Annotated in this window: 29 protein-coding genes; 21 read left to right on the top strand and 8 right to left on the bottom strand. The window is 47.2% G+C overall.

Going from position 1 to position 24,079, the window contains the following annotated elements; translation table 11 throughout:
- Window positions 1-100: 100 nt before the first annotated feature.
- Window positions 101-478: a winged helix-turn-helix transcriptional regulator gene (locus tag ACAN56_RS17490; protein WP_038593935.1), complete on the bottom strand. Its 378-nt coding sequence runs from the start codon at window positions 476-478 to the stop codon at window positions 101-103.
- Between the two features lie 240 nt (window positions 479-718).
- Here ACAN56_RS17490 and ACAN56_RS17485 point away from each other — a divergent pair, with 240 nt between their 5' ends.
- From ACAN56_RS17485 to rbsB, 8 genes are all read left to right on the top strand, one after another.
- On the top strand, window positions 719-1,297 hold the full coding sequence (locus ACAN56_RS17485; RefSeq protein ID WP_379144487.1) for an NAD(P)H oxidoreductase: 579 nt from the start codon (window positions 719-721) through the stop codon (window positions 1,295-1,297).
- A 213-nt stretch (window positions 1,298-1,510) separates the two neighbouring features.
- The gene (locus ACAN56_RS17480) at window positions 1,511-2,500 is read left to right on the top strand and encodes a hypothetical protein (RefSeq protein ID WP_379144485.1); all 990 of its coding nucleotides are present in this window, start codon (window positions 1,511-1,513) and stop codon (window positions 2,498-2,500) included.
- 177 nt (window positions 2,501-2,677) lie between these two features.
- Window positions 2,678-3,676, top strand: a complete 999-nt coding sequence (locus ACAN56_RS17475; protein WP_076112475.1) for a LacI family DNA-binding transcriptional regulator — start codon at window positions 2,678-2,680, stop codon at window positions 3,674-3,676.
- Window positions 3,677-3,681: 5 nt separating this feature from the next.
- Window positions 3,682-4,560: a ribokinase gene (gene rbsK, locus ACAN56_RS17470; RefSeq protein WP_379144482.1), complete on the top strand. Its 879-nt coding sequence runs from the start codon at window positions 3,682-3,684 to the stop codon at window positions 4,558-4,560.
- Between the two features lie 2 nt (window positions 4,561-4,562).
- Window positions 4,563-4,958 carry a D-ribose pyranase gene (gene rbsD / locus ACAN56_RS17465; RefSeq protein ID WP_379144479.1) on the top strand — a complete coding sequence of 132 codons (396 nt, stop codon included), beginning with the start codon at window positions 4,563-4,565 and terminating at the stop codon, window positions 4,956-4,958.
- Window positions 4,959-4,979: 21 nt separating this feature from the next.
- Complete coding sequence (locus ACAN56_RS17460; RefSeq protein WP_379144477.1) at window positions 4,980-6,461, top strand: sugar ABC transporter ATP-binding protein; 1,482 nt, start codon at window positions 4,980-4,982, stop codon at window positions 6,459-6,461.
- A 2-nt stretch (window positions 6,462-6,463) separates the two neighbouring features.
- Window positions 6,464-7,432 (top strand): ribose ABC transporter permease RbsC, encoded by a 969-nt coding sequence (rbsC, locus tag ACAN56_RS17455; protein WP_038593920.1) that lies wholly within the window; start codon window positions 6,464-6,466, stop codon window positions 7,430-7,432.
- 15 nt (window positions 7,433-7,447) lie between these two features.
- Window positions 7,448-8,365: a ribose ABC transporter substrate-binding protein RbsB gene (gene rbsB, locus ACAN56_RS17450; protein WP_038593917.1), complete on the top strand. Its 918-nt coding sequence runs from the start codon at window positions 7,448-7,450 to the stop codon at window positions 8,363-8,365.
- A gap of 88 nt (window positions 8,366-8,453) precedes the next feature.
- On the opposite strand, the gene ACAN56_RS17445 is transcribed toward rbsB, so the two are convergent.
- Window positions 8,454-8,729 carry a hypothetical protein gene (locus ACAN56_RS17445; protein WP_038593914.1) on the bottom strand — a complete coding sequence of 92 codons (276 nt, stop codon included), beginning with the start codon at window positions 8,727-8,729 and terminating at the stop codon, window positions 8,454-8,456.
- A gap of 334 nt (window positions 8,730-9,063) precedes the next feature.
- Between ACAN56_RS17445 and ACAN56_RS17440 the strand changes: the two genes are divergently transcribed.
- The 4 genes from ACAN56_RS17440 to ACAN56_RS17425 all read left to right on the top strand — a co-directional run bounded on the left by ACAN56_RS17440 (window position 9,064) and on the right by ACAN56_RS17425 (window position 13,207).
- Window positions 9,064-10,284: an MFS transporter gene (locus tag ACAN56_RS17440; RefSeq protein WP_379144474.1), complete on the top strand. Its 1,221-nt coding sequence runs from the start codon at window positions 9,064-9,066 to the stop codon at window positions 10,282-10,284.
- A 134-nt stretch (window positions 10,285-10,418) separates the two neighbouring features.
- The gene (locus tag ACAN56_RS17435; RefSeq protein WP_038593908.1) at window positions 10,419-11,144 is read left to right on the top strand and encodes an AAA family ATPase; all 726 of its coding nucleotides are present in this window, start codon (window positions 10,419-10,421) and stop codon (window positions 11,142-11,144) included.
- Between the two features lie 229 nt (window positions 11,145-11,373).
- Window positions 11,374-12,411: an ATP-binding cassette domain-containing protein gene (locus ACAN56_RS17430; RefSeq protein WP_379144471.1), complete on the top strand. Its 1,038-nt coding sequence runs from the start codon at window positions 11,374-11,376 to the stop codon at window positions 12,409-12,411.
- Window positions 12,395-13,207, top strand: a complete 813-nt coding sequence (locus ACAN56_RS17425) for an ABC transporter permease (RefSeq protein ID WP_038593902.1) — start codon at window positions 12,395-12,397, stop codon at window positions 13,205-13,207. Before ACAN56_RS17430 ends, ACAN56_RS17425 begins: the two co-directional genes overlap by 17 nt.
- 78 nt (window positions 13,208-13,285) lie before the next feature.
- Here the strand turns inward: ACAN56_RS17425 and ACAN56_RS17420 are convergent, their stop codons facing one another.
- Both ACAN56_RS17420 and ACAN56_RS17415 read right to left on the bottom strand, forming a co-directional pair.
- Window positions 13,286-13,735, bottom strand: coding sequence for a pyridoxamine 5'-phosphate oxidase family protein (locus ACAN56_RS17420; RefSeq protein ID WP_038593899.1), 450 nt, complete (start codon window positions 13,733-13,735; stop codon window positions 13,286-13,288).
- Between the two features lie 19 nt (window positions 13,736-13,754).
- A complete protein-coding gene (locus tag ACAN56_RS17415; protein WP_379144468.1) occupies window positions 13,755-14,111 on the bottom strand; it encodes a MarR family transcriptional regulator in 357 nt (118 codons plus the stop codon).
- A gap of 196 nt (window positions 14,112-14,307) precedes the next feature.
- On the opposite strand from ACAN56_RS17415, the gene ACAN56_RS17410 reads away from it, so the two are divergent.
- The 8 genes from ACAN56_RS17410 to ACAN56_RS17375 all read left to right on the top strand — a co-directional run bounded on the left by ACAN56_RS17410 (window position 14,308) and on the right by ACAN56_RS17375 (window position 21,942).
- Window positions 14,308-15,033, top strand: coding sequence for a LytR/AlgR family response regulator transcription factor (locus tag ACAN56_RS17410; protein WP_341379035.1), 726 nt, complete (start codon window positions 14,308-14,310; stop codon window positions 15,031-15,033).
- The gene (locus tag ACAN56_RS17405) at window positions 15,034-16,359 is read left to right on the top strand and encodes a GHKL domain-containing protein (protein ID WP_379144464.1); all 1,326 of its coding nucleotides are present in this window, start codon (window positions 15,034-15,036) and stop codon (window positions 16,357-16,359) included. It abuts the gene before it with no gap.
- A 111-nt stretch (window positions 16,360-16,470) separates the two neighbouring features.
- On the top strand, window positions 16,471-17,079 hold the full coding sequence (locus ACAN56_RS17400; RefSeq protein ID WP_379144462.1) for a CPBP family intramembrane glutamic endopeptidase: 609 nt from the start codon (window positions 16,471-16,473) through the stop codon (window positions 17,077-17,079).
- Window positions 17,080-17,130: 51 nt separating this feature from the next.
- The gene (locus ACAN56_RS17395) at window positions 17,131-18,279 is read left to right on the top strand and encodes an SGNH/GDSL hydrolase family protein (protein ID WP_379144458.1); all 1,149 of its coding nucleotides are present in this window, start codon (window positions 17,131-17,133) and stop codon (window positions 18,277-18,279) included.
- Between the two features lie 65 nt (window positions 18,280-18,344).
- The gene (locus ACAN56_RS17390; protein WP_038593880.1) at window positions 18,345-19,268 is read left to right on the top strand and encodes an amidohydrolase family protein; all 924 of its coding nucleotides are present in this window, start codon (window positions 18,345-18,347) and stop codon (window positions 19,266-19,268) included.
- Between the two features lie 28 nt (window positions 19,269-19,296).
- Window positions 19,297-20,769, top strand: a complete 1,473-nt coding sequence (locus ACAN56_RS17385; protein WP_379144455.1) for a protein adenylyltransferase SelO — start codon at window positions 19,297-19,299, stop codon at window positions 20,767-20,769.
- A 159-nt stretch (window positions 20,770-20,928) separates the two neighbouring features.
- A complete protein-coding gene (locus ACAN56_RS17380; RefSeq protein ID WP_038593874.1) occupies window positions 20,929-21,489 on the top strand; it encodes a cysteine hydrolase family protein in 561 nt (186 codons plus the stop codon).
- 123 nt (window positions 21,490-21,612) lie between these two features.
- Entirely contained in the window at window positions 21,613-21,942 is a 330-nt protein-coding gene (locus tag ACAN56_RS17375; protein ID WP_156130918.1) for a hypothetical protein, read from the top strand.
- Between the two features lie 34 nt (window positions 21,943-21,976).
- Here ACAN56_RS17375 and ACAN56_RS17370 read toward each other — a convergent pair whose 3' ends face one another.
- From ACAN56_RS17370 to ACAN56_RS17360, 3 genes are all read right to left on the bottom strand, one after another.
- Window positions 21,977-22,420 carry an aminoacyl-tRNA deacylase gene (locus ACAN56_RS17370; RefSeq protein ID WP_038593867.1) on the bottom strand — a complete coding sequence of 148 codons (444 nt, stop codon included), beginning with the start codon at window positions 22,418-22,420 and terminating at the stop codon, window positions 21,977-21,979.
- A gap of 149 nt (window positions 22,421-22,569) precedes the next feature.
- On the bottom strand, window positions 22,570-22,980 hold the full coding sequence (locus ACAN56_RS17365) for a hypothetical protein (RefSeq protein ID WP_379144450.1): 411 nt from the start codon (window positions 22,978-22,980) through the stop codon (window positions 22,570-22,572).
- Between the two features lie 35 nt (window positions 22,981-23,015).
- A complete protein-coding gene (locus tag ACAN56_RS17360; RefSeq protein WP_379144448.1) occupies window positions 23,016-23,270 on the bottom strand; it encodes a hypothetical protein in 255 nt (84 codons plus the stop codon).
- A gap of 164 nt (window positions 23,271-23,434) precedes the next feature.
- Between ACAN56_RS17360 and ACAN56_RS17355 the strand changes: the two genes are divergently transcribed.
- Entirely contained in the window at window positions 23,435-23,755 is a 321-nt protein-coding gene (locus ACAN56_RS17355; protein ID WP_076114330.1) for a hypothetical protein, read from the top strand.
- Between the two features lie 54 nt (window positions 23,756-23,809).
- Here ACAN56_RS17355 and ACAN56_RS17350 read toward each other — a convergent pair whose 3' ends face one another.
- A complete protein-coding gene (locus tag ACAN56_RS17350) occupies window positions 23,810-23,902 on the bottom strand; it encodes a YjcZ family sporulation protein (protein ID WP_231578298.1) in 93 nt (30 codons plus the stop codon).
- Window positions 23,903-24,079 lie beyond the last annotated feature (177 nt).

The raw sequence follows: 24,079 nt of genomic DNA, 5'->3' as shown, positions 1-24,079 counted from the left end.
TGGCAAACGTAACAGAAACGGAGGGAGAGGGAGGCTGGAAAAACGTTACTGTTCGACATTAAAGATTGATCGGAGGCCCCCCCTCTTCGCAGTGGCCACGTCACTCTTGGAATTCTTCCAAAACCTTGGATTTGTCTCCATGAATCTTTTCCAGGTGATCCTCACCCCAATAGCATAAATGGTCTAGCGCGGGTTTTAATCCCCAGCCGTAGTGCGTTAATTCATACTCCACTTTAGGGGGGATCTCCTTATAAACCTTTCGTGTAACAATCTTATCCTTTTCCAGGCCTCTGAGCTGAGTGGTCAGCATTTTTTGAGTAATGCCGGGTATTAACCGACGAAGCTCAGACGTTCGTTTCCGTCCTGTCATCAAATGGTAGATAATTAAAGGCTTCCATTTTCCTCCCATTACTTCTAAAGCCGCTTCCACTCCAACTTGATACTTCTTTTGAACGCTATTTTTCATCTGTTCAGTCATCTCTTAATCCTCCGTTAAAAAGGCTAGGTTTGCTGAGAACAACCAATCACTTCAATCCGTTACTCAGGTCGGTTTCTGGGGAATCTGCCTAGGGTACTTCCATGTTCCTATGGCACCTGTATCTTCCTATAGAACTTAAAAGTGCGTACTTCCAGATTATTTTCCTACTGTTTATAATAGCATCAGCCATTAACCATGGCTAGAAGTCAGCTGCTCAAGAAAGGTAGTGAAGATACAAGCATGAAAGTATTAATCGTTGTTTCACACCCGAGAAAAGATTCCTTGACCTTTCAGGTGGCTGGTCGTTTCGTACAAGGTCTTGCCGAGGCTGGCCACGACTACGAGATATTGGATTTGCACGGGATTGGTTTTGACCCTGTTTTAAAAGGAGCAGATGAACCCGATTGGTTAGTTGCGGAACAGTCCTTTTCCCCTGAAGTTGAAATGGAAATAAGACGGATGAAGGAGCATGATGCTTTGGCATTTATTTTTCCTCTTTGGTGGTGGCATTTGCCGGCTATGCTAAAGGGGTATATTGACCGTGTATGGAACAATGGGTTTGCGTACGGTTCGAACCACCTTCATCATCAGCATGTCTTGTGGCTAGGTTTGGCTGGCGTTTCGAAAGAACAGATGAAAAAGCGTAACTATGATGAAACGATTACTCATCTGCTGAATGTAGGAATTGCAGATTATTGCGGTGTTTCCAATTCCAAGGTTGAATTCTTATATGAGACCATGGCTTCAAATCCCGGTCATTTCGAAATGCTGCTGAACCAAGCTTACCGCTTAGGTTTGAATTATGCCAAGGATCATTAAGCTGGAGGGCGGTTTGCTGCTGCTGTTATAGCTGCGTTTTCCGAGCAACTTTGCGCGCGAATTCCCGTCCAATTCAGGACCATTCCATTAACCTCAGAGGGGAAAGAGGTAGTTAAGCCGAATAATATATCAAGCGAAAAAGTGCACAAAGAATTAACACCGCTGAGGCAGTTGAGATTGGAGAAACTGCATTAATTCACTAGGAGGTAGAGTATGGGACATCGGGCCAATCTCATGATTATTCGGGAAGGTAATTACTCTTTGTACTACAGCCATTGGTGCGCAATTACTCTTCCAAGTGATTTGTTCTGGGGGCCGGAAGCGGCCGTGGCTTTTATTGAACAGCAAGAGCCTGCAGAGGGTTGGCTGGACAATGCATGGGCGGAAGGCTGTGCATGTGTGGATTTGGATCACCGGCATTTATTGTGGTACGGTGGAGAGGACGAGCATTATGAGATTCCGCTGCGCCGGCATCTATTGAAGATGATGCAGCCCTTATGGCCGGGATGGACTATTGAATGGGCTTCTTCCGGGATATTGGACATGGCAGCTTATGTGGGCTATCCGGTGGAAGAACTCATCAGTGAAGTGAGTAGGACCATTACTCCATTATCGCTGGTGCCTGAACCCAGGGACGGCTGGGTCCGAACGGTGGCAAGCGTGGTTTATCTGGATGGGGAAATGCGGCTATACCCGGTACAATCGGAGCTGGAAGATTATCTATTGCAGGGGCCTTCGCTGGTAGAATTGCTTAATAAATCGGAAGGCAGCACAGAATTGGACTTAAACGAATGGCCGAAAGAGACACCGGATCAAGGCTTCCACCTGGATTTGCTGGCACGAACGATAGATATCTGGTATGCCCCGGATGCGGGGACTCTGTTGCAGCAGATTCGCACAGCTTGGCCGGGATGGACCGTGACCGATCAAAGAGATCAGTATGAGTCGCAGATCCGGCTGGCAGAAGGGAAGCTGTGCTTTAAGATGGAGAATCCGCAAGAGTTGACGGAGCGGTTAACCTCTCAATTGCTGGGAAGCCACTCCAGTCCTGTAGATACCATTAAAGAGATTGCCCGTTTAAAGGCAGAAGCTGGAGAAGAGATAGAGGTGAACCCGCATGCTCTGGTGGATGAGCCTCAGGACATTCCGCTAGATACGCGTGAGCAGCTGCTGCGGTATGCCGTTACGAACATGGCTGGGTGATGTTGTGGATTTGAACCCAGACCTATCGCCCGGACCATATTCCACAGGGCGCTAAGTATGAGGTGCTTGCTTCGTGCAAGTGCCTTTATTTGGTACTTGTAAATCAAATCGGGATATGCTAATCTGTAAATGTAAAACATGTAACCGGTTACACACGTGAGGGAGTGAGAGCAGTCCATGATTACAATTAAGGATGTCGCGAAAATTGCCGGCGTTTCGGTGGCCACGGTTTCACGGGTGATCAATGAATCAGGTTATGTCAACATCGATACCCGCAAAAAGGTAGAGGCGGCGATCCGGCAAAGCAATTATTCCCCCAATGAAGTGGCCCGGTCTTTATACAAACGCAAATCCAAGTTAATCGGTTTACTGCTGCCGGATATTACCAACCCTTTTTTTCCACAGTTGGCACGCGGCATCGAAGATTACATGCAAGAGAATGGGTACCGGATTATTTTTGGCAATAGTGACGAGAATGAGGAGAAAGAGCTGGATTATATCCGCACTTTTGTACAGAATAATGTTGTAGGTGTGATATCTTCAACGAATTTTCCCGACAGCGGGGCTTATCTGGAAATGAATATTCCGGTCGTCTTCCTGGACCGTACTTCCAATGACAGTCCTTCCGTTTACGCGGATGGCCGGAAGGGCGGACGTCTCGCCGCTCAGGAAATGGTTGCAAGAGGCAGCAGCCGGATTACCATTATCCAAGGACCGGCCCATGTCAAGCCGGCGCAGGACCGGTTTCAGGGCGCGGCCGAAGCGCTTGAAGAAATGGGGATCAGCTACAATGTGATCCGGACATCATCCTTTTCCTATACCGAAGCAGAGCAATGGGCGACCGAGCTGTTTGAACGGTTTTTGGATACAGACGGCGTGATCGCCAGTAATGATATTGTGGCCACAGCGGTTCTTCATGAAGCTCACCGGCTGGGCAAAACCGTGCCGGAGGACGTTCAGATTATCGGCTTTGACGATATTCCGCTCAGCAGTCTGATGTCGCCATCTTTATCAACTATCCGCCAGCCTGCACGTGACATGGGCAGTGAGGCCGCCCGATTATTGATTCAGCTCATTGAGCAGGATCAGGTGGAAGATAAGATCATTCAGTTGCCGGTCAGCTTCATCGAGCGGGAAACTACCCGGAGCAGAATGGAAACCAGTAAGAAAGGGTGAAAGATATGGCTAAGATTTGTGTAATTGGAAGCTGTTCCATGGATTTGGTGGTAACCGCTTCCAAACGGCCTCAAGTTGGTGAAACGGTTCTAGGAGACCGCTTCACCACCGTTCCGGGAGGCAAGGGTGCGAACCAAGCGGTTGCCGCCGCACGGCTGGGTGCTGAGGTAACGATGATCGGCTGTATCGGGGACGATTTTTACGGCAAAGCGATCATGGACAATTTTAAAAGAAATGGCGTTATTACCGCCAATGTGGAACCGGTTACACATGTAGAGAGCGGAACAGCCCACATCGTTTTAGCTGAGGGGGACAACAGCATTATCGTGGTCAAAGGTGCAAATGATCACGTCACACCTGCTCTAGTCGAACGGGCACTGGACGCCATCCGAAGCGCCGATATGGTCCTGGTGCAGCAGGAAATTCCGGAGGAAACGGTATCGTATGTTAGCAGCCTCTGCCAGAGAATCAATGTGCCCTTGCTGCTCAATCCAGCGCCTGCCCGCCCGCTTAGTGAAGCGGTGATCGAAAAGGCTGCCTATCTTACGCCGAATGAACACGAATGCTCCATTTTGTTCAGCGGGGTGGATAAAGCAGAAGCTTTACGGAAGTTTCCGGGCAAGCTATTCATAACGGAGGGCAGCAGCGGCGTGCGGTATTACGATGGAGAGCGCGAGGTGCTGGTGCCCACTTATCAAGTGGAGGCCATAGATACAACTGGAGCAGGAGATACGTTCAACGCCGCATTTGCCGTGGCTCTGGCCGAAGGCAGCTCCATCCCGGACAGTGTGAAGTTCGCGAATCGTGCTGCGTCTTTATCCGTAACAAAATTCGGCGCTCAAGGCGGCATGCCCATGAGAGCTGAAGTCGAGGAGAGTCTTTAATTATGAAGAAACATGGAATATTGAACAGTCATATTTCCAAAATACTGGCTGACCTGGGCCATACCGACATGATTGTCATTGCAGATATCGGACTGCCGGTTCCGGCGGGCGTTCCCAAGATTGACCTGGCGCTTAAACTGGGCGTACCCGGCTTTCAAGAGGTCGTCGATGTCATTGCGGAGGATATGGTGATCGAAAAGGTGATTGTGGCCGAGGAACTGGCCGTGAATAATCAAGCAACCTCGCAATATGTGAATGACAAATTCAGGGGAACGCCGATAGAGGCGCTTACCCATGAGCAATTCAAGCAGTTGACCCAGAAGGCCAAGGTGATTGTTCGCACGGGAGAAGCGAAGCCTTACGCGAACTGCATCCTGCAAGCCGGCGTCTATTTTTGATATGGAGGAGGTTCGAGGGATATGCGCATTGCAATGAAAGACATTTATAAGTCCTTTGGCACCAACCCGGTTCTTGCGGGGGTAGATTTTGAACTGCTGGATGGGGAGATTCATGCCCTGATGGGGGAGAATGGCGCCGGCAAATCCACGCTGATGAACATTCTGATTGGTCTTCATCAGCGGGATCAGGGAACGATTCACATTGATGGGCGGGAAACCTATTTTGCCAACCCCAGAGAAGCAGAGCGAAGCGGGATCGCCTTTATCCACCAGGAGCTGAATGTATGGCCGGATATGACGGTTCTGGAGAACCTGTTTATCGGGAAGGAAAAAATCTCTTCACTTGGGCTATTGAATATGAAAGAAATGAAAGCGTTAGCAAACGAGCAGTTCCGCAAGCTCTCCGTGACGATTCCACTGAACCAGGAGGCTGGGGAATGTTCTGTCGGGGAGAAACAGATGATCGAGATTGCCAAGGCGCTCATGACCCATGCCAAGGTTATCGTGATGGACGAACCCACGGCTGCACTGACCGAACGGGAAATTCAGAAATTATTCGAAGTCATTGCCTCCCTCAAAAAAGAAGGTGTCTCCATCGTCTATATTTCGCACCGGATGGAGGAGATCTTTACGATATGCGACCGGATTACCGTCATGCGGGATGGGAAAACCATAGATACCCAAGCCATTCCAGACACGGATTTTGACGATGTGGTTCGGAAAATGGTCGGGCGCCAATTAACGGACCGTTTCCCTCAGCGCGTCTTCCAGCCCGGAGAAGTGGTGCTTGAAGTGAAGAATGCTTGCAAAACGGGGAAATTTAAAGACGTTAACTTCTCGGTGCGGGCCGGTGAAATTATTGGATTCTCCGGATTGATGGGATCGGGCCGGACGGAAATCATGAGAGCGTTGTTCGGACTGGATACACTGGACAGCGGTGAGGTGAAGATTCGGGGAAAGCAAGTGGCAATCCGCAATCCCCATGATGCGATGCAAGCAGGTATCGGCTTCGTTACGGAGGACCGGAAGGATGAGGGCTTGATTCTTGATTTTTCCATTCGGGACAATATGGCAATGACGAATTTATCCAGCTTCGCCCCCAAGGGTGTAATCATTGACAAGAAGGAAAAAGATTTCGCGGACCTGCTCATTCAGCGTCTTCAAATCAAGACGGAGTCTTCATCTACGCTGGCGCGTCAGCTCTCAGGAGGTAATCAGCAGAAAGTGGTCATCGCCAAATGGATTGGTATCGGCCTCAGCGTGCTGATTCTGGATGAACCCACACGCGGCGTCGACGTGGGAGCGAAGCGCGAAATCTATCAGCTCATGAACGAGTTAACCGAACGCGGCGTTGCGATCCTTATGGTCTCTTCTGAACTGCCAGAGATTCTGGGGATGAGTGACCGCATAATAGTGGTCCATGAAGGGGAGATCGGCGGAGAACTCTCTCGGCAGGAAGCGACGCAGGAAAGCATTATGATATTAGCCACAGGGGGGCAATAGAGATGACAACAATTACGGATGGCAAAGAAAAGAAGAGTTTGCGGGTTGGGCAGATTACACAAAAGTTGGGCCCGCTGTTGGGGTTATTTATTCTTGTTCTCATCGTGTCCATGCTGAACCCTAGCTTTCTGGAGCCGCTTAATATTCTGAATTTGCTCCGGCAGGTTGCGATCAACGCGCTGATCGCCTTTGGCATGACCTTTGTCATTCTGACAGGCGGAATTGACTTATCGGTGGGTTCCGTTCTCGCGCTCTCCAGTGCCTTCATGGCCAACTTGCTGTTGGCAGGCTGGAATCCCATACTGGCGATTATCGGCGGCTGTGTATTGGGTGGAGTGATCGGGATGGTCAATGGCCTAATGATCACCAAGGGTAAAATGGCGCCGTTCATCGCTACCTTGGCGACCATGACGATCTTCCGGGGATTAACTCTAGTCTATACGGATGGCAACCCGATTACGGGCCTTGGAGATAGCATGACGTTCCAATTGTTTGGCCGCGGGTACTTCTTGGGCATTCCTGTTCCCGCTGTGACGATGATTATCGTGTTCGCTCTGTTGTGGGTCGTACTGCACAAAACTCCATTCGGCCGCAAGACCTACGCCATCGGCGGTAATGAGAAAGCTTCAATAATTTCCGGGATTAAGGTAGACCGCATCAAAATAATGATTTATTCACTGGTAGGTATGCTGTCGGCATTGGCCGGGGCCATTCTGACTTCCCGGTTGAATTCGGCCCAGCCAACGGCAGGAACCTCCTATGAGCTGGATGCTATCGCGGCCGTTGTACTGGGAGGCACCAGCTTGACCGGGGGCCGCGGACGTATTGTGGGTACCTTGATCGGTGCGCTCATTATCGGAATTCTGAACAACGGGTTGAATCTGCTGGGCGTTTCTTCTTTCTACCAAATGGTGGTCAAAGGGATTGTCATTGCGATAGCCGTACTGATTGACCGCAAGAAAGCCGCATAAAAGGGGGATTCTATTATGAAAAAAATCACTTTAGTCCTGACGTCCATACTGCTGCTGCTAATGACTGGCTGCTCCCTGGAGCCCCCGGAATGGGCCAAGCCCAATAATGAAGGCAACGGGCAAAATTTGAAAATCGGCTTATCTCTCTCAACTCTGAACAATCCCTTCTTCGTGGCCCTCAAAGACGGCGTGACGGCCGAGGCGAATAAGCAAGGGGTGGAGATCCTGGTTATCGACGCGCAGAATGACTCTGCCAAGCAGAACAATGATGTGGAGGATCTGATACAAAAAGGGGTAGACGCGTTGTTGATCAACCCTGTGGATTCATCGGCAATCTCGACGGCGGTCCAGTCGGCGAACAGCCTGGATATCCCCGTCATTACATTAGACCGCTCGGCGGATAAAGGAGATGTCAAAGCGCTGGTCGCTTCGGACAACATCAAAGGCGGTTCCATGGCGGCCGAATATATCGTCCAGAAGCTGGGCAAGGGTGCGAAGGTCATCGAGCTGGAAGGATCACCGGGCGCATCAGCCACCCGTGAACGGGGTAAGGGATTCCATGAAATCGCGGATACCCAGCTTGAGGTCATTGCAAAGCAAACCGCCGATTTCGACCGCACCAAAGGATTGACCGTCATGGAGAACCTGATCGAAGGAAATCCGGGCGTGCAGGCAGTCTTCGCACACAATGACGAGATGGCTCTAGGGGCGATTGAAGCGATCCAGAGCTCGGGTAAAAACATCCCCGTAATCGGGTTCGACGGCAACAAAGACGCTCTTGATTCCATCGAGGCAGGCAAACTGACCGGAACCATCGCCCAGCAGCCCGAATTAATCGGCCAGTTGGCCGTTCAAGCTGCAAAGGATGTACTGGACGGGCAGACCGTGAAGCCAATGATTCCCGCACCGCTGAAGCTGATCGTGAAAGAGTAATAGAAGACAAGGCATATTCTGCTTCAACCCACGAAAAGCCCGCGTGATTCAGGAATTCCTGCATCACCGGGCTTTTTTTAGCCCTATATTATTCCATTGAAACAATATGCATATCAATCCAGTCATTTGAATTAGAACTCAATATACTTTTTGCTGCCTCATCAAATGTCAAATCAGCATCATTCGTGTAAACGACCCATTTACTCGACTTTTCAGCATTTGGCATTGTGCCACTTAACTCAAGACTATATGTATACTCTTTTCCATTTGCATCTACATATTTAGTGGGACTATTTTTTGCACAAGCTGACAAAGAGATAAGTAAAATTGCGAGAATCAATACAACTGAAATGTTTTTTTTCATATTTATTACCTCCGTAATAGCATTTATTTGGTTAATTATACTATTGTACCTCAGGAGGAATGCTGAATGGAATGGACCTTAGAAGATATGGAAGAGACGAGCCGATTATTGAAACTGGCTCATGGAGGATAGGCGATGTTATAATAAACATAATTTTTCAGGAGGTGCTCCTTGTGACCCATTCCATACGTTTACGGTAATTGGAGGTGCAAGACTGGTGAACTCGCCCATTTTTTGAGACAAGGGAATGAGTTTATTTGTTATGCGCCTGTTTCAGTGTGCCGATGCTAATGGAATGAGTTTATTTGAGTTTTTAATCAAAGGAGATGGCCTTATGCAAAAACAATGGAAAAAAACATTCGCGCTTATTTTTAGCGGACAGATATTCTCTATACTCACGAGTTCGATGGTTCAATTCGCAGTGATCTGGCATTTGACGGAATCGACAGGTTCAGCCGCAGTTTTGATGATTGCCGGATTGGCTGCATTCTTGCCGCAAGCTGTCCTGGGTCCCTTCGTAGGGGTCTGGCTGGACCGCTGGAACCGTAAATTAACGATGATTATTGCGGATAGCGCAATTGCGCTCTTCAGTCTGATCTTAGGGTTCTATTTCATTTTGGGGGAGCCGGGACTCGGCTTCGTCTATATCATTCTGAGCTTGCGTTCGGCGGCTTCGGCCTTTCATGCCCCAGCGTTCCAGGCGGCCGTTCCGTTGATTGCACCGGAAGAGGAGCTGACAAGAGTCGCGGGTTGGCAGCAGATGGTCTTCTCTTTCTCGAATGTAATGGGTCCAGCGCTTGGGATAGCAGTATATTCGGCGACTTCGCTTGGGGCGGTATTGCTCCTGGATGTGGCCGGGGCGCTGATTGCGAATCTAATGCTGTTCCTGGTGAAGATTCATCAGCCCAAAGCGCAGGTAACAGTTTCACCCTCCTTTATCCATGAATTCCGGCTGGGCTGGAGCGCACTCATTCAAGCAAAACCTATTGTGTTGATTACGGGGGCTACAGCAGTGTTCAGTATCGCGTTTATGCCGCTGGCGACACTATTTCCTTATATGACGTTGTCTCATTTTGGCCGTGGGGGCTACAGTGCCAGCTTGGTGGAAGCGGTGTTCAGCATCGGGATGATTTTGGGAGGATTGCTTCTGTCGGTGTTCTCATCCAAATGGAGTGATATTAGCTATATGAGTTTGGGTCTGCTGGTCATCGGCCTGACCTGTGTAATCAGCGGCTTGATTGGTTCGGATGCTTTTGTGATCTTTGCGGTTCTCTCGTTCTTCATGGGAAGTGCCGCACCCTTCTTCAATGGCCCCTTCATGGCGATGATTCAGCGTTCATTCGAGCCGGAGATGCTGGGCCGCGTCATTTCACTCGTGACCAGTATTATGATGTTGTCTTCACCGGTTGGACTTCTGTTGGCAGGACCCGTGGTGGATGAATACGGCGTGCAGCTATGGTTCCTCGGTTCAGGAATAGTCGTGATGCTGACCGCTCTGTTTATCTTCATTCAGTTTCGGCGGCTGGCGTCCCGGCAGCGCACTGAGACTGAATAGACGTTTAGCCGCGAACAGCGGAACGAAATCAAGAAATTCTTACGACTACAGCGGCCGGAAGTTCAAACATTCCGCAGGTGTATGGTAAGAACAACGATGGAACAATTCTATAAAAATGGTGGGGAGAGGGTACCTTGTTCTTGCGCAGTCTTGAAATTCTGAGGAAACATGAAATGGACCATAGCCGTTATCCGTTTTCCATTACAGCTTTAAAGAACCTGAGCTCTCTTGAATTCAAAACAAACGTTTCCTTCTTTGTGGGAGAGAACGGTTCGGGCAAATCAACCCTTCTGGAGGCCATGGCCTATCAATGCGGGTTTAATACGGCAGGAGGCAGCAAGAACAACCTCTACGAGGTGGATGCTTCCCACTCTGCTCTGGGAGATCATATTCGCTTATCATGGCTGCCCAAAGTTACAAACGGCTTTTTTCTCAGGGCAGAGACCTTTTATCACTTTGCCTCTCATCTGGATACTATGCCTCAGAGCTTGCAGTATTATGGTGGGCGTTCGTTGCACGAGCAATCCCATGGTGAGGCGTTTCTGGCACTCTTTAATCATCGTTTCGGCAAAAAGGCGATCTATTTACTCGACGAACCGGAGGCGGCTCTTTCGCCAGCACGGCAATTGGCCTTACTCCGTATTATTAAGGATCTGGAACATGAAGCCCAGTTCATCATAGCTACACATTCGCCGATTCTTCTCGGTTATCCGGATGCCCAGATTCTGAATTTCGATGAAGATCCGGTTGGGGAAATTCGTTATGAAGAGACGATGCATTACATGATCACAAGACGGTTTCTCGAAAATAGAAAGAGTGTTCTGCGTGAGCTGTTCAGCGATTCGGATGAAAATGACTAGGGTTGAAACTTCCTTGAAAAAAAGTGATTATGGGCCGGTCCGAGAGGATCGGCTTTTTTGGTTTATCCATCCCGAGGCCGAGATTTAAATCATCTCACAGACCGTTAAGATCCTAGCAGGTGCGGGATTATAATAAAGCAGCACCGAGGAAATACATAGCAGGTTTATATTCAGTTTAAATAAGGGGCTTACCATCCTTATATATTCAGTTGTTTAGGAGGAATTGCAAATGAATCAATTAACGAAAACAGCACCACACCACGGCGATTGGGCCATTGAAGCGCAGGGGCTTGTCAAAGTCTTTGGAGACAACCGGGCGGTAGACGGTGTGGATCTGAAAGTGGGGACCGGTTCGATCTACGGTGTGCTGGGTCCGAATGGAGCGGGGAAGACCACAGCCATCCGAATGCTGGCGACCTTACTAAGACCGGATGCAGGTTCGGCGCGGATCTTCGGACATGATGTGGTAAAGGAACCGCAGATTGTGCGTCAGCTGATCGGGGTGACCGGCCAGTACGCTTCAGTCGATGAGTCGCTCAGTGCGACAGAGAATTTGGTTATATTCTCCCGCTTGCTCGGACTGGGACGTGCCGAGGCACGTCATAAGGCAGCAGAGTTGCTGGAGGAATTCGGACTCACTGAAGCGGCGAAACGTCCGCTCAAAAATTTCTCCGGCGGTATGCGCCGGAGGCTGGATTTGGCCGCAAGTCTGATTGCGCAGCCACCGCTCATTTTCCTGGATGAACCCACGACCGGTTTGGACCCGCGTACGCGCAACCAAATGTGGGATACGATCCGGCGGCTGGTGAAGTCGGGTTCAACCGTGTTGCTAACTACGCAATACCTTGAAGAGGCTGATCAACTGGCTGACCGGATCGCGGTTATCGATCATGGCCGTGTGGTTGCCGAGGGCACCGTAGATGAACTGAAGTCCTCTGTCGGAAGCTCGTCGCTGCACTTAAAGGTTCAGCATCCGCAAGATCTCACGAATGCCCGCCGGCTTGTGCAACAGGTGCTTCAGGTACCGTCCAGTCTTTCGGCGGAAGTGGCGAAAATCACTGCACCTATGGGCAACGCCGACCGGGTTACCGATCTGTTGATCGCGCTGCGCGAAGCAGGTATCCCGCTAGCCGAATTAAGTGTGCAGAAACCAACGCTGGATGAGGTGTTTCTGACGCTCACGGGCCATGGTGTACAGGAGGACGCGGTTCAGGCGTCCGGCAAATCGAACAAAGTGGAGGAACAACAGTATGAGTACAATCATTAAACCAGGTGCCGAACGAAAGCTGAAAAATCATTCGAGCTTTAGCCAATCGGTGCGCAATTCACTAACAATGGCCTATCGGGGGTTGCTGAAAATCAAGCGTACACCCGAGCAGTTGTTTGATGTCACGTTTCAGCCTATCATTTTCACGCTGATGTTCACTTATATCTTTGGCGGTGCGATCTCTGGAGATGTGCATAATTATTTGCCGGTCATCATCCCCGGCATTCTCGTACAGACCGTTATTACGACTTCCATAGTTACAGGCGTTCAGCTCAGGGAGGATATGGAAAAGGGAGTGTTTGACCGGTTCAAGTCACTGCCGATCTCGCGGATTGCCCCGCTCGCAGGAGCATTGCTTGCCGACACCGTCCGGTACACCATAGCGACTGTACTTACTTTTGTCATGGGATATCTTCTGGGCTTTCGTCCCGAAGGCGGGATCGGGCATGTAGCAATCGCTGCGCTCCTCGTGATCGGATGTTCCTGGGCGATCAGCTGGATTTTCGCCTTCTTCGGCGTAATAGCACGCACGGCTTCCAGTGTGCAGGGGATATCCATGATTGTGCTGTTCCCGCTCACCTTTCTTTCCAATGCTTTTGTGCCGGTCAATACCATGCCGGACTGGCTCCAGTGGTTCGTGAATATTAACCCGATTTCTCATCTGGTAACAGCCGTCCGGGAGCTGGTCAACTCGGGGACAATGGGCACAGATCTTGTCTTCTCCCTCGTCGGAGCGGCTGTAATCGTAGCGATCTTCGCTCCCATCACCGTGCGTGCATATATGCGTCGTACGTAACCGTTAAAAAGAGATCTAATAATTAGGCATGAGTTGCCCGATACGGAATGGTTTCGTAATTTTCGTACCGGGCACGCCTTATAAGGCATGACGATTATAATCCTGCAATTCCTCTACGCTGAACAAATGCTTCTGCAGCCCATGATAATAGTTCCCTTTCTCTGCCGTAAAACACAGCATGCAATAATCCGGATCGGTTGGCCCAAGCGGATAATATTGTTCGTCGCCTTCTTTCCAGAAGTTCTGCTTCGTTTCATCATCAAGGAATACCTTCATATGCCCTGTAAGCATCAATCCGTGAAAGTCCTCGGCGTCGAGAAAATAAATGCAAGATTTGGAGTTGTGCATCCATTGGCTGGTGCGGATTGCTGACGTGTTTGTCGAGAACCAGAAGGTCTTTAGGCCTTCATGTTTGATCTTGAACATATTTTTGGCGTTTGGAAATCCGTCACTGTCAATTGAACATGCAATGGCATCACGGCTATTTTCAATTAATTTGATGATAGCTTCTTTGGTTTGCTGCTCCATTTCGGGTTCCTCCAATTCATCATTTCAAATTATCAACAATTCTGCTCAGCATTTTCTCGAATGCAGTAACCTCCGATTCTGTGAATCCCTGATAGAACAAAGTATTCATTTGTTCAGATACGAGATCGTAAGCCTCACGGTATGCTTTGGCCTGTTCGGTAATCGTTATGAAAGTTTGCCTGCGGTTATGGTTGTCTGGAATTCGTACAATAAGCCCCCCTTCTTCCATTCTGTCAAGCATGCTGGTCAATGAAGTATTTGCAAGCGAGGTAAGCCGGCCAATCTCGGAAATCGTAAGCCTCTCGTGTTCCCACAGCACATACAAAATCCTTCCTTGTGCACCGTTAAACGCGTCCACACCGCTTTCTTTTAACATTTTTTCAAAAACTCTGCCTTGGAGCTGTTTGATCTGAGAGATCAAGAAACCACCTGATGTTTTCGTGTGGACCACCTTCCTCCTATACAGGATATTCCTATATAGGAATGTTATCTGCGCTTTTTATCACACTTGATCTTCATATTTTTCCATTTGATAATATGATAGAATACGTTCACTTGGAGGGATACATATTATGAATCTTCACATTGCTATTTGTGACGATCAGAGGACAGAGGCCTCAAGATTGGAAGAATTGCTAATGAAGCTGCTGATGAACCTGCAGGGGATAACTGGCACCATTGAGATTTTTGAGTCAGGTGAATCCTTGCTTACGGCCATGAGCTCTACTGCTTACGATATTGTTTATCTGGATATGGAGATGCCCGGGTATAACGGCATAGAAGTCGCAGAGAAGATCCGGCTAGAAGATGCCGGGGTGTTAATCATCTATGTCACCAGCCACACCAGCTATATGAGAAGAAGCTTTGAGGTTCATCCGTTCCGTTATTTGCTGAAACCCATTGATGAACATGAACTGCAGGCCGCGACAGTCAAGGCTGTCCAGCAATGCATGCAAAGAAGCAATGTGCTGTCATTCTCAATTCATCATATGGACTATAATTTAAAAGTAGATGACATTATGTATATCACGGTAGAACGGGGAAAAAAATTGGTCCTGTGTACTGAAAACGCTACTTATTCATATTACGGCAAATTGGGGGAGTTGGAGGGACGGCTCTGGCCGCATGATTTTTGTCGCGTACATACGGGATACCTTGTAAATTGGCTCTATGTCCGGTCTTTAAGTAAAGAGCTTATTCAATTGAAGAACGGAGTGGAACTTCCTGTCAGCCGCAGTAGAAGCTCTGATTCTTTACGGTCGTACCATGCCTTTATAGAAAAGAGGCTTCTTAGATAGATGTCTTTCATTCAGGAGAATAGTCCTTACTTTTTGCTCGGTGTGTTTATGCTCATCCTTATTTATGCTCCGCAGGGGTTTGCATTCTATATTTTTCTAAAGAAATTTCTAATCCTGAACAGGAGCAAGAAGTCATTCGTAGGCTGCCTTATTCTCGTTTATATGGTTAAATCACTTACCGCAGCCAGCTTGCCGCCGGTTGTTTCGGTTGTCCTTCACCTCCTAGTGTATAGTCTGATTACGACCGTTTATTTTCGCGGCAGTGTACTGCAAAAGCTGTTCTTCAGCAGTTTCTATACGGTATTTACAGTTGTTATTGAAATGCTGGTGTGGTACGGGGTTCAGCATATCCCGCTCGATCCCGAGAGAGTGGATAACGCCAATTTCCTATGGCTGTCTTTCAGTTTCATCGTTGTTATTTTGCTAAGCATCATGTCATGCCTGCTATTGTTGCGGTTATTCCAAGTTGACAACACAACGTTACTGTCGAATCAGGATTGGGCTGTGCTGGATCTGGTTTCGGCCGGCTCTTTGCTCATTATTATTGTCAATATAAGAGGGAATGGGTTCAAGCCTTCCAATATCCCGCTTGAATTTGTGATCATTCTGTTAGGTATTCTTGTCATTAACATTGCTGTAATGTTTATGTACCATAAGTTAATGAGACGGATGCAGGTAGAATTCCATAATCATGTGCTGGAGCAGCAAGTGACGGAATACACAGGTAAGCTGAAAGAGAATCAAGAAGCAAAGCGATTGCGCCATGATCTGAATCATGTTTTGCTCCTCATTCATTCTCTGCTGGAAGCAGGAGCTGTACAAGAAGCCAGCGCTTATGTTGCGGAGGTTGCTTTGAAGCATAGGCCGGGAGAAAAATTTATCTCTTCTGGAAACATAGCTATTGATGCGATCTATAACGAGAAGTTCGCTATAGCCGAACTGAATAAGGTTGCAATGCAATCTCATTTTCGCATTCCTCAGGACTTGTCGCTTGCAGGCAAAGAGGTGAATATTGCGATAATCCTTGGCAATGCCCTCGACAATGCGATTGAAGGAGTTCAGAGATTACCCCAGCCAGGGCCGTATTCAATTGAACTGGAAGTGATTTATAGTGACGGATTATTGGTGATTTCCCTGAAGAATCCCGCATCTCTGCTTACGGAGGACGGACATGGCTCCTTTTTATCCAGCAAGCGGAACTTAGGCAGCAAAGGGTTCGGAATCGAAAGTATTGAGTATGCCGTTCAGCAGCTTCAAGGAAGTGTCAGTTTCAGATATGAGGATCAGCAGTTCATGATGCTGGCGGTATTGCCAGTGCCCGGGTAGCTATCAGATGCCAATTACTCCATCAACCGGGCAAGTTACGGTCTCCTCCCGTTTCAGAGAAGCAGTCCATGATAAAGTGAGGCTGTTCTTTATTAAAAGGAGGTTATTCCGTTGACATTGTCATTGCTCATCAGTGCAGTCCTTCAGCTTATCTTGTTCACCTCTATTCCCTATGTATACTGGTTCTTTACAAGCAGAAGGACATCTTCGTTTGTAAAGTGGATTGGCTGGAAGAAACCTCAAGTGGTTTCCAGAAGGCAGTTCATCCTATGCTTCATCCTTACAGCGACTATATTCACCAGCTTGGGAATGCTTACTACAATCTATATGCTGGATAAGGATACTTTGGCCAGCTCGCAGTTTTACGGTACAGGTCTTAAGGGGCTGATTCCGGCGTTGATCTATTCATGGATGCAGACGAGTTTGTCCGAAGAGATTCTGTTCCGCGGATTCATTGGCAAACGGCTAAGCTCGAAGTTCGGATTTGCAATTGGGAACAGTGCCCAGGCTCTATTGTTTGGCGCCGTACATGCTGTTATGTTATACAGTAGTGCCGGATTTTTTCATTCTGTAGTTGTAATGATTCTTGCAGGCTTTGTGGGCTGGAGCATCGGACTGTTGGACGAGAAGTTATCTGCCGGCTCGATTATACCAGGTTGGGTCCTGCATGGGCTGACTAACCTGATCTCCTCTATTGTTATGATGTATCAATGGATGTAGAGAAGTTTACAGATCTCCTGTGGGTTAAAACCGTAAATTGGAGGGAATTTGATGCACAAAAATGAAGCATTGCAGACATATCCATGCTCCGGGATCGAACATTTGAAGGTTCATGGCAGAACAACAGGCTGCCTGGATCCGGTAACCTTGTTCTGGACAGGAAGTGCGGTTGAATTCAACGTAAAGGCTTCGGAGCTCTGGATTGAAGTGGAGTCCGGATATGACCAGTACGAGCCTTGGATTAGTATACTCATCAACTCTGTACCTGTAAGCAGACAAATGTTAACCGCCGGAAGGTACTGGGTCTGTGTGTTCAGAGGGATGAATGAGAATGCTGCGAAGAATGTCCGGGTTGTAAAAGATGTGCAGGCTATGAGCGGAGATCCGGGCTGCTACATGCAAATCCACGCCGTGAAGACGGATGGGGAATTTGTGCCTGTTGAAGCTAGGCCCTATAAATTTGAGTTTATTGGCGACAGCATTACTTCCGGGGAAGGCGTCGTCGGAGGCAAAAGTGAAGAAGACTGGATTCCGATGTGGTTCAGCGCAATACATAATTATACGGCAATGACGGCTGACGCTTTTAACGCAGAATATCGGGTTATTTCGCAAAGCGGGTGGGGAGTGCTTACTAGCTGGGATAATAATCCGCATGCCAATCTTCCTGAAACCTACGAGCAGGTATGCGGGCTGCTTGCCGGTGCGAAAAATGCAGCGTTAGGAGCTTTTTCAGCAAATGATTTTGATTCTTGGCAGCCGGATGTGGTGGTGGTTAATCTCGGAACCAATGATGACGGTGCTTTTCATTCTCCGGGATGGCACGATGAAGATAGCGGGAAGATTCATAATCAACGGCTAAATGAGGACGGGACTTATAATGAAGCGGATTTGGCGGCATTCGAGTTGGCTGTTGAGAAGTTTCTTCTGAAGCTCAGAACTAATAATAAAACTACGCACATCATCTGGGCCTATGGAATGCTGGGCATCCCGATGATGCCGGCGATTCATCGTGGTGTAGACCGTTATGCCAAGAGAACAGGCGACAAGAAGGTTTCTGTATTTCAACTTCCGAATATGACGAATGAAACTATAGGTGCAAGAAGCCATCCGGGGGTTTTGGCCCATAAGCAAGCGGCACAAGAGCTGACCGGTTACATCCAAGGAATTTTAGCGACATATAAATTGAACTTAAATACTTGAGATAAAGAAAAGGAGCAATGGAGGGGGATTTTGGAACTGGAGGAGCGGTATTCAGGAGGTGCAGGATGAAGGAAAGATTTTGTAAAGCGTTGGAAAGTAATGATTTGGCTGAGATGAGAAAAATACCAAAAGGGGATTTGCACAACCATCTTCCAAGAGGCGGTAATAAGAAGTATATCGAAGAATGGGCCGGGGTGAAAATACCTGATTGTCCGAAGTTTAAAGATCTGGATGAAATGAATCAATGGAATGCGCAATACATAAAACCATTATTTCAGGGAAGATTAGGGTATGAAAAACGTCTCGAAGCCGCATTTATGCAGGCAAAGTTGGATGGTGTACAGCTGCTTCATATGAGCGTTTCAATAGGAGAAGAGGCTTTTTATGATCAATCCATTGAGGATTTGGTTAAAGCATTAAAAAGGATCCATCAAAGCGTTGCTCCAGATGTTACTTTTGTACCGGAAATTGCATTCTTATCCTATACTCCTATTGATGAGATAAATGAAAAGTTAGATCAATATTTCGCTCAGAATTATTTCCAATCGTTGGATATGTTTGGCGATGAATTTGCTGTTCCTTCCTTCAAAAAAGTATACAGAAAAGCGAAAGAAAAAGGATTGCTGCTAAAAGCGCATGTAGGCGAATTTGGATCAGCTGAATTAGTCAAAGAGGCTGTAGAAGAACTTGAACTCGATCAAGTTCAGCACGGCATAGCTGCTGCCAGCTCGCAAAGCATTATGAATTGGTTATGTGATCATAAAATTCAGCTTAATATATGTCCGACAAGTAATGTTGTACTTTGCAGGGCAGCAGGTTATAACGTGCATCCTATTAGAAAATTATATGATAATGGGATTAGAGTCACCGTAAATACGGATGACATGATTATTTTTGATCAAAGTGTTTCGGAGGAATTTTTCAACCTGTATCATGCAGGTGTTTTTAATACAGCTGAACTAAATGAAATCAGAGAAAATGCTTTGTGAAGAATAAATTTCGGATAAAGGAGATATTATGACGGAGAAAATAGATGCAGGATGGAATTTCGACAACAGTTATGTTTCTCTTCCCGAATCGCTGTATACAAGGCTCAAACCGGATTCTGTACGACTGCCGAAGCTGGTGATTTTCAATGAAACCTTGGCAGCATCTCTTGGGTTGAAGGGTCCGGCACTGCGTAGCGATGATGGTGCTGCAGTGTTTGCAGGCAACGAAATTCCTGAAGGTGCTGATTCACTTGCCCAAGCTTATGCAGGGCATCAATTCGGACACTTTAACAGGTTAGGTGATGGCAGGGCTGTGCTTCTTGGTGAACAGATTACGCCAGAAGGCGAGAGATTTGATATTCAGCTTAAGGGTGCAGGTAGAACGCCATACTCCCGCGGAGGCGATGGACGGGCAGCGCTCGGGCCAATGCTACGCGAATATATTATCAGTGAAGCCATGCATGCGCTTGGTATTCCTACCACCCGCAGCTTGGCGGTTGTCACTACAGGGGAGTCCATATTCCGCGAGACCGAGCAGCCGGGTGCTATATTGACTCGTGTAGCTGCCAGTCATCTGCGTGTCGGTACTTTTCAATATGTCTCCGCATGGGGCACTGACAAGGATCTTCAGGCTCTGGCAGATTACACGCTGCAAAGACATTATCCGGGAGCTGACTCTGATTCTGATCCGAACCGTTATCTTGTGCTGCTTCGGGAAGTGATCAAACGTCAGGCCGAGCTGATTGCTAAGTGGCAGCTGGTCGGGTTTATTCATGGAGTGATGAATACCGACAACATGGCGCTAAGTGGAGAAACCATTGACTACGGTCCTTGTGCCTTCATGGATGTCTATGATCCTGCGACAGTATTCAGCTCGATAGATCTTCAAGGCCGGTATGCCTATGGAAATCAGCCGGGGATTGCTGCGTGGAATCTCGCAAGATTTGCGGAAACGCTGCTGCCGTTGCTGCATGAAGACAAGGGCGAGGCGATCAGCCTTGCCGAGGATGCGATTGCAGATTTTCAAGAGATCTTCCTCAGCCAATGGCTCGCAGGAATGAGGGCGAAGCTTGGAATCTTTAACGAAGAACCGCAGGATGAATCCCTTATCGAAGGCTTGCTGGAAATGATGCAACAGTATCGTGCCGACTATACCCATACTTTCCGTGCCTTAACTTTAAATAAGCCGGAAGAAACGGTTTTGCATGGAACATCTGAATTTACGGGGTGGTATGAACTTTGGCAGGCGAGACTGGGCAGGCAGCAGGAATCGCAAGACGCTTCGCAGCAGGTAATGCGCGCCAGCAATCCAGCGGTAATTCCACGCAACCACCGGGTAGAAGAAGCGCTCGAAGCAGCAGTGAGAAAAGAGGACTTCAGTGTGCTGGAGCGGCTTCTTGGTGTGCTTGCGAACCCATACGCCTACTCTTCAGATCAGGATGACTACAATTCACTGCCAGAGGAATCCGCCAGACCCTACCGGACTTTCTGCGGTACCTGACTAATAAAGTCTTAAAGGTTCAGACTAAAGTGGATACACTATTTTTCTCGGGAGGTAGATATTATGAAAAACAATGCCAGTGAAAAAAACAATATGGGGATAACGTCTAACTAATCATGTCCGTTAACGTTCCCCGCCATCTGAAAGGGGAAAATCAATTTGAATCAGGTATTATTAATTATTGATGCGCAGCAAGAGTTAATCGATGGAAATGAGCAGGAAAGTGCGGTATTTAACAAAGAACAGCTTATCCGGAATATTAATAAAGTGATTGAACGAGCCCAAGAAGCAGGTGTCGAAGTTGTGTTTGTAAGGGACCTCGATGTAGCGGAGGGAAAAGGTGCAGGTTTTCAAGTGCACCATGAAATCAATAAGTCTGCGGATGCCAAAGTCTTTGATAAGCTGGCAACCAATTCTTTTCACGGGACAGGACTTCTTCAATACCTGAAAGATCAGCAGATTGGGCATGTGGTCATTATGGGGTGTAAAACTCAGCACTGCATCGATACTGCAGTCCGGACTGCTACGGTCAGTAATATGGATGTCACCTTGGTTGGGGATGGACATTCTACAACGGACACTGATGTTTTAAGTGCAGAACAGATCATCAGGCATCACAATAAAACGTTACATGGGCACTACAATGTGGAACACTTTTCTATGGTCAGAGATTCCGAGGAAGATTTGTTTCGTCCCACACATGACTCTTATAGATCATAATTCGCAGGCGGCACTTAAATGTGCCGCTTTTTGCTGACTTTTCACTAGTGGGGAAGAGGGTACTAGAAACTAGACTGTGGAAAATAAAACAAACTTAGGCTATTTTTGAAATTTCTATCACGTATGTTTATGGTTGTTTTGGTTTCACTACTGCTAACATCCCTGATTGCTTGCAGCACATCAAAATTAAATGACAATAGAGGTAGCGCTGCTGAGAACAATCCACCCAAGAAGGTGGAAGAGGAAATAACTGCTGAGCCTAAAGATGAAGAATTAGGCGATTTGCTGGCGCGCAGCAATGGCGATTGGATTGATGACTCATATAATCTTACTGCCCATGATGATGCTGAAAATAGCATTAATATTTATAGTGAAGCCAACGATGATCTATCGGGTACAGTATGTTTCTTTTTGGCTCTTTTCGTAATTATTGTTGTTTTATTAGATAATTAGAGTATCAAGTTGGCGTAAGATGATTTTCTTTTAATCAATCCCAAAAAGCGACAACTTGATTTAGTTTTTCTAAATCATTTGGGGCAATCTTCAATGTCGATGCTGGTTCTCCCGTACCTCCGTAAACAAATGGATAATAAAAAAGCCCTCTATCTACGATACAAGGCAAAGAAAGCACTAAGGAGACACTACCAACAGTGTATCCAGTTATTTGCTGGACTTCTTTTGGGGTTGCCATTTTCAATTGGTTGCATTCTAAAATGTCTGACACTTCTTCTAAATTTACACGCCCACGATTTCCAGAAACAATCATTGCAAAATATCCTTTTTCTGACTTGAGAACCAAAGTGGGTGCTGTTTGACCTATTTCAATTCCAAAATAATCTGCGCCTTCCTGGGCTGTACGAATCTGTTTTTCATGATGAATAATCTCATATTGAACCCCTTTTTCTTGCAAAATCGCTTTTAGATTATCCATAAATAGGTGTACTCCCTTCCAATAATCGAAACGGCTATGAAGTTTTCAAAAGTTGGACAGTCGTGAAATTCGCTTTTTTACATGCATCTAACACCATTGTTCTTGCTCGTAGTTTCTTGCCGACTTTCTTGTGCAGCTCCGCTTTAATATTAGGGCTGTATCCATTCGCCAAATAACTGCTGCGCCTTGTCCCAATCCACCCCAAGGTCTCCGTACCATCCCGCCCACGGCATTTCCATGTCGGACCGGCCTCTTGTATTGTTCAACTGCAGTTCTCCGTTTACAATGTCTTCCCTATTGCTCCAACGATCAGCTTGAAGCTCCAACACCTGATTGGGCAGGATGCCGACCGTTGCCAGTGATTGCAGGATACCCCGGCGCACACCTGCCGTTCCTTTAACCAGCTTCATGGAGGTTAGGCGTTTCTCATATTTACCTGGAGTCTCATCTTCCGGCGCCTCAGCGAGACTGCGGAGCAGCCGATTAAAAACGGCAATATCCTCACTACTCGGGATTAAAGGCTCATTCTTTATGATTTGCGCAAACTCGGTTATGTCCACATAGGCGCCGATTGGACTATTTCCATATACATTCCCTAAGTGAATGGCATATCTAATATAGGATGCGTTTGTCCAGCCTTCATCGTTGTGGCTGAACCCGCACACAGAATCACAGAATCATGTGTGATGTGCCCGATATCATTAGCCTGCCAATGATGCTGTTCCAGCAGTTCACGATCGGCAGATGACAGGGTATCCACCAGGTAGACGCTTACTTCCCTCTCTCTGTCGTAATCGTAATTAGGATACTTGTACAGCTTATTCAGTGCTTTTAGCAGTTTATGGTTCATATGAGCTCACCTCCTTACCAGTTTGCTTATGTTATACCAAATAAAACGGGTTCATTTCAAATAAAAGGAAGAGGGGAGGTTCATAGAACTTTTTTCTAAAGCAACGAACCACGTAATTGCACTAGGCATATGATGTATTAGTTTATTAGAAGGGAGTGTTAACCATGAGTTTCCAAACTGCAGGATATCAGCAAAAAGTTTTGTATCAAGCAGACAGCCAATCTGTTCAAAACTTAAAAAACATTAGAAGTCACCTACAGCATATATGCAAACAACATGGTAATCAAATTGTCAGAATTGAAACCCTGGACGGTCAAGTTTACGTCGGGAGAATTGTGCATTGTGACAGAGGCTTACTGTATTTCGCAGTTCCAAAGCAAGGAGGGCAGCGTGCTTTTTTCGGAAGTCCTTCTTACAGTAGTGATGAGATGATTCTAACTCTTGTCCTGTACGAGCTGCTTGTCATTACTTTATTGTACACATAACATAAATGGGAAAAGAGCCTCCATAGCGTAGGCTCTTGTTTTTTTAATATCATTTTAGAACGTTCTCAGAACAATTACCAACAGAATGTAAAGCACCAAGATGACAGTAGTAGAAGTATACCCTCCGAATCCTGCACAACCACTCATTGTTGTTCCTCCTTTGCTTTAACTTATACCCCATACTATGTATCTGTCCCTATCTCTGTAACGACTAATGCCTAAATTGTTTTTTTTCTTGATCATCTTCATCGCTCTTTTTTAAATCTATATCCAGCAATTTTTACAAATATCGTGTTATTTTTGCGATTATAAGCCTTATACTTC

It is taken from the genome of Paenibacillus paludis (genome assembly GCF_042610515.1).
In the GTDB taxonomy this organism is placed as follows: domain Bacteria; phylum Bacillota; class Bacilli; order Paenibacillales; family Paenibacillaceae; genus Paenibacillus_AQ.
The sequence above is the reverse complement of the archived record's forward strand: the minus strand, read 5'-3'. Positions and strand labels throughout refer to the sequence as shown.

Excerpts from the sequence above, each read along its gene's own strand:
- ACAN56_RS17430 (WP_379144471.1), top strand. The coding sequence starts at position 11,374 with ATGAATCAATTAACGAAAACAGCACCACACCACGGCGATTGGGCCATT.
- ACAN56_RS17360 (WP_379144448.1), bottom strand. The coding sequence starts at position 23,270 with ATGAACCATAAACTGCTAAAAGCACTGAATAAGCTGTACAAGTATCCT.
- ACAN56_RS17395 (WP_379144458.1), top strand. The coding sequence starts at position 17,131 with ATGCACAAAAATGAAGCATTGCAGACATATCCATGCTCCGGGATCGAA.
- ACAN56_RS17390 (WP_038593880.1), top strand. The coding sequence starts at position 18,345 with ATGAAGGAAAGATTTTGTAAAGCGTTGGAAAGTAATGATTTGGCTGAG.
- ACAN56_RS17385 (WP_379144455.1), top strand. The coding sequence starts at position 19,297 with ATGACGGAGAAAATAGATGCAGGATGGAATTTCGACAACAGTTATGTT.
- ACAN56_RS17370 (WP_038593867.1), bottom strand. The coding sequence starts at position 22,420 with ATGGATAATCTAAAAGCGATTTTGCAAGAAAAAGGGGTTCAATATGAG.
- ACAN56_RS17350 (WP_231578298.1), bottom strand. The coding sequence starts at position 23,902 with ATGAGTGGTTGTGCAGGATTCGGAGGGTATACTTCTACTACTGTCATC.
- ACAN56_RS17405 (WP_379144464.1), top strand. The coding sequence starts at position 15,034 with ATGTCTTTCATTCAGGAGAATAGTCCTTACTTTTTGCTCGGTGTGTTT.
- ACAN56_RS17355 (WP_076114330.1), top strand. The coding sequence starts at position 23,435 with ATGAGTTTCCAAACTGCAGGATATCAGCAAAAAGTTTTGTATCAAGCA.
- ACAN56_RS17410 (WP_341379035.1), top strand. The coding sequence starts at position 14,308 with ATGAATCTTCACATTGCTATTTGTGACGATCAGAGGACAGAGGCCTCA.
- ACAN56_RS17445 (WP_038593914.1), bottom strand. The coding sequence starts at position 8,729 with ATGAAAAAAAACATTTCAGTTGTATTGATTCTCGCAATTTTACTTATC.
- rbsC (WP_038593920.1), top strand. The coding sequence starts at position 6,464 with ATGACAACAATTACGGATGGCAAAGAAAAGAAGAGTTTGCGGGTTGGG.
- ACAN56_RS17490 (WP_038593935.1), bottom strand. The coding sequence starts at position 478 with ATGACTGAACAGATGAAAAATAGCGTTCAAAAGAAGTATCAAGTTGGA.
- rbsK (WP_379144482.1), top strand. The coding sequence starts at position 3,682 with ATGGCTAAGATTTGTGTAATTGGAAGCTGTTCCATGGATTTGGTGGTA.
- ACAN56_RS17420 (WP_038593899.1), bottom strand. The coding sequence starts at position 13,735 with ATGGAGCAGCAAACCAAAGAAGCTATCATCAAATTAATTGAAAATAGC.
- ACAN56_RS17375 (WP_156130918.1), top strand. The coding sequence starts at position 21,613 with ATGTTTATGGTTGTTTTGGTTTCACTACTGCTAACATCCCTGATTGCT.
- ACAN56_RS17460 (WP_379144477.1), top strand. The coding sequence starts at position 4,980 with ATGCGCATTGCAATGAAAGACATTTATAAGTCCTTTGGCACCAACCCG.
- ACAN56_RS17480 (WP_379144485.1), top strand. The coding sequence starts at position 1,511 with ATGGGACATCGGGCCAATCTCATGATTATTCGGGAAGGTAATTACTCT.
- rbsD (WP_379144479.1), top strand. The coding sequence starts at position 4,563 with ATGAAGAAACATGGAATATTGAACAGTCATATTTCCAAAATACTGGCT.
- rbsB (WP_038593917.1), top strand. The coding sequence starts at position 7,448 with ATGAAAAAAATCACTTTAGTCCTGACGTCCATACTGCTGCTGCTAATG.
- ACAN56_RS17485 (WP_379144487.1), top strand. The coding sequence starts at position 719 with ATGAAAGTATTAATCGTTGTTTCACACCCGAGAAAAGATTCCTTGACC.
- ACAN56_RS17475 (WP_076112475.1), top strand. The coding sequence starts at position 2,678 with ATGATTACAATTAAGGATGTCGCGAAAATTGCCGGCGTTTCGGTGGCC.
- ACAN56_RS17415 (WP_379144468.1), bottom strand. The coding sequence starts at position 14,111 with ATGTTAAAAGAAAGCGGTGTGGACGCGTTTAACGGTGCACAAGGAAGG.
- ACAN56_RS17425 (WP_038593902.1), top strand. The coding sequence starts at position 12,395 with ATGAGTACAATCATTAAACCAGGTGCCGAACGAAAGCTGAAAAATCAT.
- ACAN56_RS17440 (WP_379144474.1), top strand. The coding sequence starts at position 9,064 with ATGCAAAAACAATGGAAAAAAACATTCGCGCTTATTTTTAGCGGACAG.